The sequence below is a fragment of the Ensifer sp. 1H6 genome (assembly GCF_001976035.1).
GTDB lineage: Bacteria > Pseudomonadota > Alphaproteobacteria > Rhizobiales > Rhizobiaceae > Ensifer > Ensifer canadensis.
Map to the genome: position 1 here is coordinate 40,536 of NZ_MOAI01000030.1, position 13,637 is coordinate 54,172.

The 13,637-nt window shown below is 65.0% G+C and carries 13 protein-coding genes and 1 pseudogene; 8 read left to right on the plus strand and 6 right to left on the minus strand.

The features are described from left to right. Position 1 precedes the first annotated feature (1 nt). Both BKP54_RS27545 and BKP54_RS27550 read right to left on the minus strand, forming a co-directional pair. Positions 2-1,234: a 3-methyl-2-oxobutanoate dehydrogenase (2-methylpropanoyl-transferring) subunit alpha gene (locus BKP54_RS27545; protein ID WP_025424944.1), complete on the minus strand. Its 1,233-nt coding sequence runs from the start codon at positions 1,232-1,234 to the stop codon at positions 2-4. Between the two features lie 330 nt (positions 1,235-1,564). Continuing rightward, positions 1,565-2,896, minus strand: coding sequence for an FAD-binding oxidoreductase (locus BKP54_RS27550; RefSeq protein WP_057225139.1), 1,332 nt, complete (start codon positions 2,894-2,896; stop codon positions 1,565-1,567). Between the two features lie 186 nt (positions 2,897-3,082). Between BKP54_RS27550 and BKP54_RS27555 the strand changes: the two genes are divergently transcribed. Continuing rightward, on the plus strand, positions 3,083-3,481 hold the full coding sequence (locus tag BKP54_RS27555) for a winged helix-turn-helix domain-containing protein (RefSeq protein ID WP_025424942.1): 399 nt from the start codon (positions 3,083-3,085) through the stop codon (positions 3,479-3,481). Here BKP54_RS27555 and modC read toward each other — a convergent pair. From modC to modA, 3 genes are all read right to left on the minus strand, one after another. Continuing rightward, a complete protein-coding gene (gene modC, locus BKP54_RS27560) occupies positions 3,456-4,529 on the minus strand; it encodes a molybdenum ABC transporter ATP-binding protein (protein WP_025424941.1) in 1,074 nt (357 codons plus the stop codon). The two genes, BKP54_RS27555 and modC, sit on opposite strands and share 26 nt — an antisense overlap. Then, entirely contained in the window at positions 4,526-5,227 is a 702-nt protein-coding gene (gene modB / locus BKP54_RS27565; RefSeq protein WP_025424940.1) for a molybdate ABC transporter permease subunit, read from the minus strand. The genes modC and modB overlap by 4 nt, the downstream gene beginning before the upstream one ends. A 101-nt stretch (positions 5,228-5,328) precedes the next feature. Further along, complete coding sequence (modA, locus tag BKP54_RS27570) at positions 5,329-6,120, minus strand: molybdate ABC transporter substrate-binding protein (protein WP_025424939.1); 792 nt, start codon at positions 6,118-6,120, stop codon at positions 5,329-5,331. Between the two features lie 209 nt (positions 6,121-6,329). Between modA and ung the strand changes: the two genes are divergently transcribed. The 6 genes from ung to BKP54_RS27600 all read left to right on the plus strand — a co-directional run bounded on the left by ung (position 6,330) and on the right by BKP54_RS27600 (position 11,566). Further along, a complete protein-coding gene (gene ung, locus BKP54_RS27575; RefSeq protein WP_025424938.1) occupies positions 6,330-7,028 on the plus strand; it encodes a uracil-DNA glycosylase in 699 nt (232 codons plus the stop codon). Positions 7,029-7,156: 128 nt separating this feature from the next. Continuing rightward, positions 7,157-7,927, plus strand: coding sequence for a precorrin-6A synthase (deacetylating) (gene cobF, locus BKP54_RS27580; protein WP_025424937.1), 771 nt, complete (start codon positions 7,157-7,159; stop codon positions 7,925-7,927). Positions 7,928-8,062: 135 nt separating this feature from the next. Further along, positions 8,063-9,436 carry a precorrin-3B synthase gene (gene cobG, locus BKP54_RS27585; RefSeq protein WP_025424936.1) on the plus strand — a complete coding sequence of 458 codons (1,374 nt, stop codon included), beginning with the start codon at positions 8,063-8,065 and terminating at the stop codon, positions 9,434-9,436. A 2-nt stretch (positions 9,437-9,438) separates the two neighbouring features. Next, positions 9,439-10,071, plus strand: coding sequence for a precorrin-8X methylmutase (locus BKP54_RS27590; protein ID WP_025424935.1), 633 nt, complete (start codon positions 9,439-9,441; stop codon positions 10,069-10,071). Then, positions 10,068-10,805: a precorrin-2 C(20)-methyltransferase gene (locus BKP54_RS27595; RefSeq protein ID WP_084815202.1), complete on the plus strand. Its 738-nt coding sequence runs from the start codon at positions 10,068-10,070 to the stop codon at positions 10,803-10,805. The genes BKP54_RS27590 and BKP54_RS27595 overlap by 4 nt, the downstream gene beginning before the upstream one ends. Then, positions 10,802-11,566, plus strand: coding sequence for a precorrin-3B C(17)-methyltransferase (locus BKP54_RS27600; protein WP_025424933.1), 765 nt, complete (start codon positions 10,802-10,804; stop codon positions 11,564-11,566). The genes BKP54_RS27595 and BKP54_RS27600 overlap by 4 nt, the downstream gene beginning before the upstream one ends. On the opposite strand, the pseudogene BKP54_RS27605 reads toward BKP54_RS27600, so the two are convergent. Then, positions 11,545-12,329, minus strand: a pseudogene (locus BKP54_RS27605) (cobalt-precorrin-6A reductase). The gene BKP54_RS27600 and the pseudogene BKP54_RS27605 sit on opposite strands and share 22 nt — an antisense overlap. On the opposite strand from BKP54_RS27605, the gene cbiE reads away from it, so the two are divergent. Then, on the plus strand, positions 12,298-13,539 hold the full coding sequence (gene cbiE / locus BKP54_RS27610; RefSeq protein WP_107028392.1) for a precorrin-6y C5,15-methyltransferase (decarboxylating) subunit CbiE: 1,242 nt from the start codon (positions 12,298-12,300) through the stop codon (positions 13,537-13,539). The pseudogene BKP54_RS27605 and the gene cbiE sit on opposite strands and share 32 nt — an antisense overlap. The last annotated feature ends 98 nt before the right edge of the window (positions 13,540-13,637 follow it).

Sequence of the window (13,637 nt, forward strand, 5' to 3'; positions counted from 1 at the left end):
ATCAGTATCCTGCCTTCTGGCGCTGGCGGCGAATATGTGGCGGCATCTCGGCGTAGACGCCTTCGAAGATGTCGCGCACCGATGGCTTGCCGCCGGCATGCAAGGTGCCGTGGCCTTCTGCCTGCTTTTGCGCCTGGATCACCGCGTCGACGATCTCGGCTTCCGCCTGGGTGTGGCGCTCTTCCGACCAGGCGCCACGCAGGATCAGGTGCTTTTTCAGCCGGAGGACCGGGTCGCCGAGTGGCCAGGCTTCCGATTCCGTCTTCGGCCGGTAGGCGCTCGGATCGTCGGAGGTGGAATGTGCTCCGACCCGGTAGGTGACATATTCGATCACCGTCGGGCCGAGGTTGCGCCGGGCGCGCTCCGCCGCCCATTTGGCGACCGCATAGACGGCGAGATAGTCGTTGCCGTCGACGCGCAGTGCCGGGATGCCGAAGCCGAGGCCGCGGGCGGCAAAGGTGCCGGAGCCGCCGCGGGCGATGCCCTGGAAGGTCGAGATCGCCCACTGATTGTTGACGATGTTGAGGATAACAGGCGCCTTGTAGGTGGAGGCGAAGACGAGCGCTGAGTGGAAGTCGGATTCCGCCGTCGAGCCGTCGCCGATCCAAGCGGCCGCGATCTTGGTGTCGTTCTTGATCGCCGAGGCCATGGCCCAGCCGACAGCCTGGACATATTGCGTGGCGAGGTTGCCGGAGATGGTGAAGAAGCCATGTTCCTTGGAGGAATACATGATCGGCAACTGGCGGCCGCGCAACGGATCGCTCTCGTTCGAGAAGATCTGGTTCATCATCTCGACCATCGGGTATTCGTCGGCGATCAATAGGCCCGCCTGGCGATAGGTCGGGAAGTTCATGTCGCCCTTGTTCAGCGCCTTGCGGAAGGCGCAGCTGACCGCCTCTTCGCCCAGATGCTGCATGTAGAACGAGGTCTTGCCCTGCCGCTGCGCCATGACCATGCGCGCATCGAAGGCGCGCAGCGTCATCATGTGCTTGAGGCCGGCCAAGAGTTCGTCGTCCGACAACAGCCCGGCCCAGGGGCCGACCGCCTCACCGTCGCGGTTGAGTACGCGGATGATCGAATAGGCGAGGTCGCGGATCTCTTCCGGGGCGACATCGATTTCCGGCCTCGGAACGGAGCCCGCCTTCGGAATCTTGACGTTGGAAAAGTCCGGCTCGCCACCCGGCCGGACGGCCGGTTCGGGGACATGCAGGCTAAGTCGATCGGGATCGCTCATGCGGTTTCCGGCCTCCCTCCGGAGTGCGCGACGCGCACCAGTCAGCATCGGGGAAAACGGGATGTCGCCGCATGGCAAAAGTGGGCGGGACCACCTGCGGGCTCCTCCGCCCCAGATCGTCACGCCTTCCTCCTCAGCCCGTTCTCCCGACGGGAATGCACACAGACTGCCATGAGTTCAGGGGCTTATGAAGGCCTTTCGGCCGCCCGGGCTGCTTGCAGCAGAAGAAAGACAGATTCCTGCCATCGCCATGCCAGCGGCAGATGCGGCTGCGATTCCAGGTCCGGCTCACGCGTAATTTTCTTGCGCGACCACTTGCCGTTCGGATGATCAAACCGGCGGAGCGATGGTGATCGGGGTGCCGTCGGAGAAACGTGAGAGGCGAAAAGGTGTGGGGTCGACGATCGGTTTTTGACCGGTAACGAGGTCGGCGACCAGATGTCCGGCCCCTGGGCCGATGCCGAAGCCATGGCCGGAAAATCCTGCGGCGACGACCAGGCCGGGCAGGCTTTCGACCGTAGAAATCACCGGCACGGCGTCGGGCGTGACGTCGATCAGGCCGGCCCAGACCTGCTGTACGCGAGCGTCGCGGAGGGACGGCAATGCCTTTTTTGCTTCATCGAATGCGCGCAGCGCGGAATGCTGATCGGGTTGCGGATCCAGCACCCGGTGCCGCTCGAAGGCGCCTGGGCGGTTGAGTGGAACGGAACCGATCTCGAAGAGTTCGCGCCAGCTCTGGGCACTGAGGCCGACCTGGACGGAATCGCCCTCGGCCTTCCGCGCCGGTTGGAAATCGCGGAAAAAGGCGACACTATCAGGCACAACGGGGTGCAGATTGGCGCCACCGTCGGCAATCGTGTAGCCGCCGTCGAGGCGTTTGCGATAGGCGTAGCTGCCCGTCGCGCCCGCGCCCTCGGGGCCGCCCGATACCGCACTGGTCCGGAGCACTGTGTTGCGCACTTTCAGTTGCGGCAGCCGGATGCCGAGCCCCTTGAGGAAGAGGCGTGACCAGGCGCCCCCGGCCACGACCACGGTCGCGGTTTCGATCCGGCCCTTCTCGGTGACGACGGCACTGATCCGGCCGGCCGTCCTCTCGACACCGCGGACGGCACAGCCGGACAGAACGCGGGCGCCGGCGCGCCTGGCTCCGGCAACGATTGCCGGTACCGCCTTTTGCGGTTCGGCCCTGCCGTCGCTCGGCGTGTGCAGCGCGCCCCAGTAGCGGATGCCTGCGCCCGGCATCAGGTCTTGTGTTTCTTCGGCCCCGATCTGCCGGCTGTCGACGCCATAGGGTCTTGCCATGGCAAGCCACGCATCGCGGTTGGCGATATCGGCATCGTTTTCGGAGATGTAGAGGATGCCGCTGCGGCGAAAGCCGGTTTCGCCTGCAACGCGGGCATCGAGCGTATCCCAGATCTTCAGCGCTTCGATCGCCAGCGGTATCTCCCGTTCGTCACGGCCCATGACGCGCACCCAACCCCAGTTGCGGCTCGACTGTTCCGCTCCGGGCACACCCTTTTCGCAGAGCACAACATCGATGCCGCGTTCGGCGAGAAACAGTGCGGTGCTGGCACCGATGACGCCGCCACCGATGATGACGACATCGGCTTTCGCCGGTTGGATCTGATCGGTTTCGACGGCATCGAGAGGGGGACCGGGCATGAGGGCAAGCTTTCAGGCGGGGTTTTGCGGACGCGCCATCGGTACATGCCGGCATCGCCAGATCAAGGCCCGGATTCTAGCCTTTCTGCACCCTTGATGTTTTGCCCGGTTCGGCCGATGTGAAATCGGCCGGGCCTGGCTTCAGACCGACTTTCGATTTGGCGCGCAAACTTCTATGTTTCGCGCATGAGTGACCGACCCGACGACCTTCGCCCTATTCTGCGCATCGACTTTCCGCCAGGGGACCGACTTGGGCGCGGCAAGATCATGCTTTTGGAACTCATCCGCGAGACCGGATCGATCTCGGCTGCCGGCCGCGCTATGGACATGTCCTACCGCCGGGCGTGGCTTTTGGTCGATGCGCTGAACCGGATGTTCCGGGAACCGTCGGTCGAAAGCCAGCGTGGCGGCAAACAGGGTGGTGGTGCGATGCTGACACCGTTCGGCGAAACGCTGATCCGCCGTTATCGCGAAATGGAGGCGAAGGCGAAGGCCGCCATCGCCGATGATCTCGCCTGGCTGGAGGCCGTCCGCGATCGGGAGCAGGCGAGTGCGCCTGTCAGTGATCGATCGCCACGGACTTGATGATCGCGTGGACCGGCTTGCCCTGATAAAGCTGGAGCGCATCGCGTGAAAAGGTGGTGATGCGGGCGGCGATCGTCGCGCTTCCGCAGTCCACCCGCACATCGACACTGCCGTTTTCGCCCACTGTCAGGTCGACGATCGTTCCCTCCAGCACGTTTAGAGCGCTGATGCCTTCAGGACGAACCGTCGCCAGCATGACGTCGCGTGCGGCAATATGCAGGCGCAGCGCGTGCCCCGGCGCCACGTCGATCCTTTGCACCCGGATCAGCCGGTCGCCGACCCGGACGGTTGTCAGATCGTGGGTGGCGTCGTGCATCTCGACCACGCCTTCGAGCAACACGCCCGCTTCGCGCCGGCCGGTTGCCAGTGCCGCCGCCGGCGCGCTCAACACTTCGGCGGCGGCGCCCGATGCCTTTACGCGGCCGTTCTCCAGCACGACGACCCGTTGCGCCAGGCGCGCGACCTCACTCACGGAGTGGCTGACATAGACGATCGGCACGCCCGCATCGTCGCGCAATCGCTCGAGATAAGGCAGGATCTCGGCCTTACGCGCATCGTCGAGCGCGGCAAGCGGCTCGTCCATGAGCAGCAGGCGGGGGGCGGCAAGCAAAGCGCGGCCGATGGCGACGCGCTGCCGCTCGCCGCCCGAGAGCGCCGAGGGGTTGCGCTCGAGCAGATGGCCGATGCCGAGCATGTCGACGACACGCGCCATGTCGGCCGCCTTTCCTGACCTGCCGGCAAACCAGCGGCCATAGGCAAGGTTGCTGCCGACGCTTAAGTGCGGGAACAGCCGAGCTTCCTGGAAGACATAGCCGAAGCGGCGGCGATGCACCGGCGTGAAGATCCGTCGTTCGCTGTCGGCGATGATGTCGCCGTCCAGCACCACGCGGCCGCTTTCCGGCTTCATCAGTCCGGCGATGATGTTGATCAGCGAGGTCTTGCCCGAGCCCGAGCGGCCGAACAGCGCGGTGACGCCGCCGTCGGAGGTGAAGGTGGCGTCGACGGAGAAATCCCCGAGCCGATGGCGGGCTTCAACGAGAAGGCTCATGCGGCAACCGTTCGCTTGGCGGCGGCGTTTGCCAGCAGCTCCGAGAGCATCAGCGCCGCCATGGAGATGATCACCGAGATGATCGTCAGGCGCATGGCGCCGGCATCGCCGCCCGGCACCTGGGTGAAGGTGTAGATCGCAGACGACAGCGTCTGCGTTTCGCCGGGGATGTTGGAGACGAAGGTGATGGTCGCGCCGAATTCGCCCATCGCCTTGGCGAAAGCGAGGATCATGCCGGCGATGATGCCTGGCAGGATCAAGGGCAGCGTGATGGTGAAGAACACCCAGACCGGCCCGGCGCCGAGCGTGGTTGCGGCATCCTCGAGCTTGCGGTCGACCGCCTCGATCGACAGCCGGATACTGCGAACCATCAAGGGGAAGGCCATGACGGCGCAGGCGAGTGCCGCGCCGGTCCAGCGGAAGGAAAAGACGAGGCCGAAATTCTCGGCGAGAAAGGCGCCGATCGGTCCGCGACGGCCGAACAGCAGCAGCAGCAGGAAGCCGGTGACGACGGGGGGCAGGATCAGGGGCATGTGAACGAGGCCGTTTAGCGCCGTCTTGCCCCAGAAGCGTCCGCGGGCAAGCAGCATGGCGACCCCAAGCGCAAACGGCAGGCTGCAGACCATCGCAACCGTCGCCACGCGCAGGCTCAGCAGGATCGCCGTCCATTCCGCCTCGCTCAACTCCAACCAATCCAAAGTCATCCCACTCCCGGTCGAAATGCCCAGCGCCGCGCGATGTCCGCGCGCGCTGGAGAAAGATAGATGCTTCGCCCGTTTCTGGACAGGCGCCGCACGCGCTATTTCAGGATAGTAAAGCCCTGCTTTTCGAAGAGCGGCGCTGCCTTGTCGGACTTGATGAAGTCGACATAGGCGGTCGCGTCGGCGTTCTTGCTGTCCGTGGTGACTGCGATCGGATAGATGATCGGCGGATGGCTGTCCTCGGGGAAGGTTCCGACGATCTTGACGCCCGGATCGGCTGCAGCGTCGGTCTGGTAGACAATGCCATAGGGCGCTTCCCCGCGCGAAACGAGCAGCAGTGCGGCGCGCACGCTCTCGGCGCCCGCAACCTTCTGTTCGACGCTCGACCAGACGCCGAGCTTTTCAAGCGCTGCCTTGCCGTATTTGCCGGCCGGCACGGAATCGACTGCACCCATCGCCAGGCGACCGTCACCGAGTAGCGTTGCCAGATCGAAGCCCTGCTTGATGTCGACCGGCTGCGCGTCTGTCTTGCCCGAGATGAGAACGATGCTGTTGCCGAGCAGGTTGGCACGGGTGTCGTCCTTGATCAGCTTCTTCTCGGCCAGATAGTCCATCCAGGCGAGGTCGGCGGAGATGAAGACGTCAGCCGGTGCGCCCTGTTCCACCTGCTTGGCGAGCGCGGAGCTGGCCGCATAGGAGACGGTCGTTTCCTTGCCGCTTTCTTTCTGCCATTCGGCATTGATCGCATCGAGCGCGTTCTTCAGGCTCGCGGCAGCAAAAACGGTTACCTTGTCCTCGGCCATGGCGGCGCTTGGCGCGAAGGTCGCGCCGGCCCAGGCGACGCCAAGGGCGAGCACCAGCCCCTTCAGCCATTGTCTGCGTTGCATCATCAGTCTTGCCTCCATCAAGTTCGTGATATTTTTCAGGATATAACGATATCTCATCCTGATTAGCGTTGTATCCATTGAAATACAATGCTGCTCGAAAGCGCTAGTAAAAGCCGTGAAACAAGCGGCTCGTCGCGCGGTTAGCGCTTGCGGCTGCGGGTGATCGCTCTAAATTCCGGGGCGGCAAGCGGATGAAACGGACCGGAGGCGTGATGGAAACGGCAGTGAAGCTCGAAGAAAGCTGGAAGGCGGCGTTGGAGCCCGAATTTTCCAGCGCGTATATGGGCGAACTCAAGCAGTTCCTGGTCGGCGCGCGCAGCGAAGGACGGCAGATCTTTCCGCGGGGACCTGAATATTTTCGGGCGCTCGATCTGACGCCGCTCGACAAGGTGCGCGTCGTCATCCTGGGGCAAGACCCGTACCACGGTGACGGCCAGGCGCACGGGCTCTGCTTCAGCGTGCGTCCGGGCGTCAGAACGCCACCTTCGCTCGTCAACATCTACAAGGAACTGAACGCCGACCTCGGTATTCCACCGGCTCGTCACGGCTTTCTCGAAAGTTGGGCGAAACAAGGCGTGTTGCTGCTCAACAGCGTGCTGACGGTCGAGCGCGGGCAGGCGGCTTCACATCAAGGGCGGGGCTGGGAGCGCTTCACCGACGCGATCATCCGCGCCGTCAACGAGGCCGATCACCCGGTGGTGTTTCTGCTGTGGGGTTCCTACGCGCAGAAGAAAGCCGCCTTCGTCGACCGCTCGCGCCATCTCGTTTTGCGGGCGCCGCATCCCTCGCCGCTCTCGGCGCATTCCGGCTTTCTCGGTTGCCGGCACTTTTCCCAGGCCAATGCCTTCCTCGCCTCGAAAGGCTTTGAGCCGATCGACTGGACGCTGCCGGAAAATCCGGAGGCACCTTAAGCGCGCGCGCCAAGCAATGACGCCGACGGCTGGGAGCGTGTCGCGGGCGGGTCTTGTGTCTCAATCGGCAATCCGCCAAAGACACTGCAACACTTTGATCTGCTGCAGATAACAAAGGCGAGGACCGCGTGCGAAAACTTCTGATCATCGGCATCGGCTCCGGCAACCCCGAGCATATGACTGTACAGGCGATCAATGCGCTCAACCGCGCCGACGTGCTGTTCATCCCGACCAAGGGTGAGAAAAAGACCGAGCTTGCGGAGGTGCGCCGCGAGATCTGCGCGCGCTACGTCACGCGCGCCGACAGCCGCACGGTCGAATTCGCTGTGCCGGTCCGCCGCACCGAGGGCGTCAGCTATGATGGCAGCGTCGACGACTGGCATGCCCGCATCGCCGAAATCTACGAGCGCCTGATCGATGGCGAACTGACCGAAGACGGAACCGGCGCCTTTCTCGTCTGGGGCGACCCAATGCTCTATGACAGCACCATCCGCATCGTCGAACGGGTGAAGGCGCGTGGCAAGGTCGCGTTCGACTATGACGTTCTTCCCGGCATCACCAGCCTGCAGGCGCTTTGCGCCAGCCACCGCATTCCGCTGAACCTTGTCGGCAAACCGGTCGAGATCACCACCGGGCGCCGCCTGTCCGAAAGTTTTCCGAAGCGCAGCCAGACGTCGGTCGTCATGCTCGATGGCGAGCAGGCATTCCAGCGGATCGACGATCCGGACGCCGAGATCTACTGGGGCGCCTATCTCGGAACGCCAGACGAAATCGTCATCTCCGGCCGCTTGGCCGACGTCAAGGACGAGATCCTGGCGACCCGCGCAAGGGAACGCCAGCGCATGGGGTGGATCATGGATATCTACCTCTTGCGCAAGGGTGCCGATTTCGAGGAATAGCCGCTGTTGTGCCTGCTTTCTCCAGGCTTTTCCCGTCGTCTTTGATCTCTCTCAACGTCGGTGGCTGTGCTATAGCGTCTGGTGAAAAAAAAGCCCAACGAGAGGGCGACCGCTGGGAGCGACCGAGACAAGACTATGAGCAGTTGCGCCGTGCCGACATCGCAAACAATGGATGCCGCCGCCTCTATGCGCCGGGGTGCGTGCCCGTCGCTTGCAGCACCGATGCCGACCGGCGATGGCCTGCTGGTGCGGCTGCGGCCGCTCGACGGCAGCCTGACGCTTTCCCAGTTCTCTGATGTCGCTGAGGCCGCCCGGCAGTTCGGCAATGGCATCCTGGAAATTACCGCGCGCGGCAATCTGCAGGTCCGCAGGCTGACGGCATCGACCGTTCCCGGCCTTGCCCAAGCGATCGGCGAAGCGGCGATCGTGGTCCCCGATGGAGTTGCCATCGAGACGCCACCGCTTGCCGGCATCGATCCGGAAGAGATCATCGACCCACGGATCCTCGCTGCCGTGCTGCGCAAAGAGATCGCCGCACGAGGCGCTGCACTGCGGCTGGCGCCGAAGCTCGCCATCATCGTCGATGGCGGCGGCCGGTTCCACCTCGGCGATACGGTTGCCGATCTCCGTCTGCAGGCTGTCGGGCGCGGCGGGGACGTCTGGTGGAACCTATCGCTTGCGGGAACCGCTGCAACGGCGAAGCCCATTTGCGCGCTTCGAACCGAGGCGGTCGTGCCGATCGTTATCCGGATTCTTGCAGCGCTGACCGACATCGGGCCGGCTGCGCGTGGCCGGGATCTCGAGATCGATGCGGTGCAGATGCTCTGTCCGGTGGGCGCCGACTTTGTCGAGATCGTTCCGGCTCCGATGTCGGTGTCTCCGGTCGTCGGTATCCACGATCTCGGCTCGACTGGTGCTGTCCTTGGCCTTGGGCTCGCCTTCGCCCAAATCGACGCTATCAGCCTCATCGCCCTTCTGCGGCAAGCCGCGGAGCTTGGGGCGCGAGAAATCCGGCTTGCGCCCGGCCACAGTTTCTTCATGCTGGGTCTGGAGCCGGAAGCGGCCGAAATCGTCCAGCGGCTGGCGCTGGCGCAGGGCTTTCGTATTGCAGCGGATGACCCGCGAAACCACATTGCCACCTGCGCCGGCAGCACCGGCTGCGCTTCCGCATGGATGGACACCAAGGCGATGGCGCGGCTATGGGTGGAAACGGCGCCGGATCTGCTCGACGGCTCGCTGACGGTGCACCTCTCCGGTTGCGTCAAGGGCTGCGCCCGTCCGAAGGCGTCGGCGTTGACGCTGGTGGGTGCGCCATCAGGATATGCGCTTGTCGTAAATGGGGCGGCGAAGGATGGCGCGAATGCCTACACCGATGAAAATGGAATGAAATCCGCGCTGGAACGGCTGGCTGGCCTGGTGCGGGAAAACAAAGACGCTGGCGAATCGGCGCGGTCCTGTCTTACACGGCTGGGTGCCGCGCGCGTCTCGGCTGCGTTCGAACAGGGATAGAAATGCCTGAGTATGATTACATCCGGGATGGCAACGCCATCTATGAGCGTTCCTTCGCCATCATTCGGGCAGAAGCCGACCTTTCCGCCTTCTCCGAGGAGGAAGCCGATCTCGCGGTGCGCATGGTTCATGCCTGCGGCCTCGTCGAGGCGTCGAAGCAATTCGTGTTCTCTCCCGATTTCGTCACCGCTGCCCGCGGCGCCCTGAAGAACGGCGCGCCGATCCTCTGCGACGCCGAGATGGTGGCGCGGGGCGTAACGCGGGCGCGCCTGCCTGCAGGCAACGAGGTGATCTGTACGCTTCGCGATCCGCGCACCGCGGAACTGGCAGCCGAGATCGGCAATACCCGGTCGGCTGCGGCACTGAAGCTCTGGGGTGAGCACATGGCTGGTGCGGTCGTCGCGATCGGCAACGCGCCGACGGCGCTCTTCTATCTGCTCGAAATGCTGCGCGATGGCGCGCCGAAGCCGGCTGCGATCATCGGCATGCCGGTCGGTTTCGTAGGTGCTGCGGAATCGAAGGATGCGCTTGCCGAGAATTCCTATGGCGTGCCCTTCGCCATCGTGCGCGGTCGCCTCGGCGGCAGCGCCATGACGGCTGCAGCACTCAATTCGCTAGCGAGGCCGGGCCTGTGAGCGGGGCAGGCATGGGCCGGTTGATCGGCGTCGGCACAGGCCCCGGCGATCCGGAGCTGCTGACGGTCAAGGCCGTCAAGGCGCTGGGCGAGGCGGATGTGCTTGCCTATTTCGCCAAGGCAGGCCGCAGCAGCAATGGCCGCGCTGTTGTCGAGGGGCTGTTGAAGCCCGGTCTCATCGAATTGCCGCTCTACTATCCCGTGACCACCGAGATCGACAAGGACGACGGCGCCTACAAGAGCCAGATCACCGATTTCTACAACGCTTCTGCTGACGCAGTCGCCAGGCATCTCGAGGTCGGGCGGACCGTTGCGGTGCTGAGCGAGGGCGATCCGCTGTTCTATGGTTCCTACATGCATCTGCATGTGCGGCTTGCCGGGCGCTTCCCGGTCGAAGTCATCCCCGGTATCACCGCCATGTCCGGCTGCTGGTCGCTTGCCGGCTTGCCGCTGGTCCAGGGCGACGACGTCCTGTCGGTCCTGCCGGGCACCATGGCGGAAGGTGAGCTTGGACGACGCCTTGCCGATACCGAGGCCGCCGTCATCATGAAGGTCGGGCGCAACCTGCCGAAAATCCGCCGGGCGCTTGCCGCCTCCGGCCGGCTCGACCAGGCCGTCTATGTCGAGCGTGGCACGATGAAGAACGCGGCGATGACGGCACTTGCCGAAAAGCCCGATGACGAGGCGCCATACTTCTCGCTCGTGCTCGTTCCCGGGTGGAAGGACAGGCCATGACCGGCACGCTCTATGTCGTCGGCACGGGCCCCGGCAATGCCGAGCAGATGACGCCGGAGACGGCGCAGGCGGTCTCAAACGCGCAGGAATTCTTCGGCTACATCCCCTATCTCGATCGCCTCAACCTCAGGCCCGACCAGATGCGCATCGCGTCGGACAATCGCGAGGAGCTTGATCGCGCACAGGCGGCACTGACGCGCGCTGCTGCCGGCGCCAAGGTCTGCATGGTATCGGGCGGCGACCCCGGCGTCTTTGCCATGGCGGCTGCTGTCTGCGAAGCGATTGACAAGGGACCGGCGGAATGGAAGTCCGTCGATCTCGTGGTGACGCCCGGCGTCACCGCGATGCTGGCGGTTGCCGCGCGCATCGGCGCGCCGCTTGGCCATGATTTCTGCGCCATCTCGCTGTCCGACAACCTGAAGCCCTGGGAGGTCATCACCAAGCGGCTGAAGCTCACGGCGGAAGCCGGGCTGGTGATCGCGCTCTACAATCCGATCAGCAAGGCACGGCCCTGGCAGCTCGGCGAGGCCTTCGAAATCCTGCGCGGCGTGCTGCCGGCAACAGTGCCGGTGATCTTCGGTCGCGCCGCCGGCCGGCCGGATGAGCGCATCGCCGTCATGCCGCTCGGCGAGGCCGACGCCAGCCGCGCCGACATGGCGACATGCGTCATCATCGGTTCGTCGGAAACGCGCATCGTTGCGCGCGAAGGCAAGCCGGATCTGGTCTATACGCCGCGTTTCTATGCGGGAGACAGCCATTGATCGATGCGTTCGAGCGCGGCATCGCAGTCGCTCACCGACAGCACGTCGGTGGGCTTGCGGCGCTCGACCATGATCACCGCGATCCCCAGCCTGCGCGCAGCCGCGATCTTTCCATAAGTTGCGGCTCCGCCACTGTTCTTGGCGACGATGACGTCGATGCGATGAGCCCTAAGCAGATCGATCTCGTCCGTTTCGGCAAATGGGCCGGTGGCAAGGATCGCCGTCGCGTCCGGCAGTTTCAGGGGCGGGGTCACCGGGTCGACGCTGCGGATGACGTAGCTGTGCTGCGGCGCAGTCTCGAAATGAAAGGCCTCCTGCCGGCCGATGGCGAGAAAGACACGGCGCGGGGCGTCGCCAAGGGCCACGACCGCCTCCGCAACGGTGCCGACGCCGGTCCAGTTGTCGCCGGCTTCCGCTTGCCACTGCGGGCGCTGCAGGGCGAGCAGGCGCACCCGCGCAGCCTTTACCGCCGCGGCGGCGTTTTGGGAAATCCGGGCGGCGAAGGGGTGTGTCGCGTCGACGACCAGCGCGATCTGTTCGGCGTTGAGGAAGGCTGCGAGCCCCTCGGCGCCGCCAAAACCGCCGATGCGGGTCTTGACTGGCTGCGGGCGCGGATCGCCGTACGGCCGGCAAGCGAGATCATGGTGTTGTAACGCATGTCACCGGCAAGGCGGGATGCCAGTTCGCGGGCCTCGGTCGTCCCGCCAAGAATGAGAATGCGAGGTTTTTCCATGGCTGAGGTGTCGAACAGCGATCCGGCCATCGTCTCCCCCTGGTTGACCATCATCGGCATAGGCGAGGATGGTGTAGCCGGTCTCGGCGACGAGGCCAAGCGGCTGATTGCCGCTGCGCCGGTCGTCTATGGCGGTGCCCGCCACATGGAGCTGACGCACTCGCTGATAAAGGGCGAGGGCCGCGTCTGGCAAAGCCCGTTCGGCCGCTCGGTCGAGGAGATCGTTGCGCGTCGCGGCAGCCCGGTGGTCGTGCTCGCCTCAGGTGATCCCTTCTTCTTCGGCGTCGGCGCCACGCTTGCGCGCCGCGTCGCCGCGCCTGAGATCCGCACGCTTCCGGCACCGTCCTCCTTCAGCCTTGCCGCCTCACGTCTCGGCTGGGCACTGCAGGAGGCAACGCTCGTTTCGCTGCACGGCCGGCCGATCGATCTAGTGCGGCCACACCTGCAGCCCGGCAACAGGGTGCTCGCTCTGACCTCGGATGGGGCGGGACCGAAGGCGCTCGCCGAGCTGCTCGCAACAAGCGGTTTCGGTCAGTCCAGGCTTACGGTTCTGGAGGCCCTTGGCGGCGCCGGCGAACGCGTGACGACGCAGATTGCCTCGCGCTTCATGCTGGGTCTGGTCCATCCGCTCAACGTCTGCGCCATCGAGGTGGCCGCTGATCAGGGCGGACGGGTGCTGCCGCTTTCGGCCGGGCGCGACGACACGCTGTTCGAACATGACGGCCAGATCACCAAGCGGGAGGTGCGGGCGCTGACCCTTTCGGCGCTGGCGCCGCGCAAGGGCGAGCTGCTCTGGGATATCGGCGCCGGTTCCGGCTCGATCGGCATCGAATGGATGCTGGCCGATCCGGCCATGCGGGCGATCGCCATCGAGGCCTCGCCGGAGCGCGCGGCGCGTGTCGGCCGCAATGCCGAGGCATTCGGCGTGCCCGGCCTTACCGTCGTCGAAGGCAAGGCGCCGGCGGCTCTCTCAGGCCTGTCGCGTCCCGATGCAATCTTTATCGGCGGTGGCGGCAGCGAGCCTGGCGTCATGGACGCAGCCGTTGCGGCGCTTGGCAGCGGCGGCCGGCTTGTCGCCAACGCGGTTACGACGGAAATGGAAGCGGTGCTGCTTCAACGCCACGCGCGGCTCGGCGGATCGCTGATCCGCATCGACATCGCCCGCGCCTCGCCGGTCGGCGGCATGACGGGATGGCGCCCGGCGATGCCGGTGACGCAATGGTCCTGGACCAAGGCCTAGAGCATGTCGCGCAAAAGTGTACCGCGGTTTTGCGACAACGGCACGCGAAAGAACATTCGCGCAAAAGGGCGGAGCGTTTTACGTCCGACTTGCGCAAT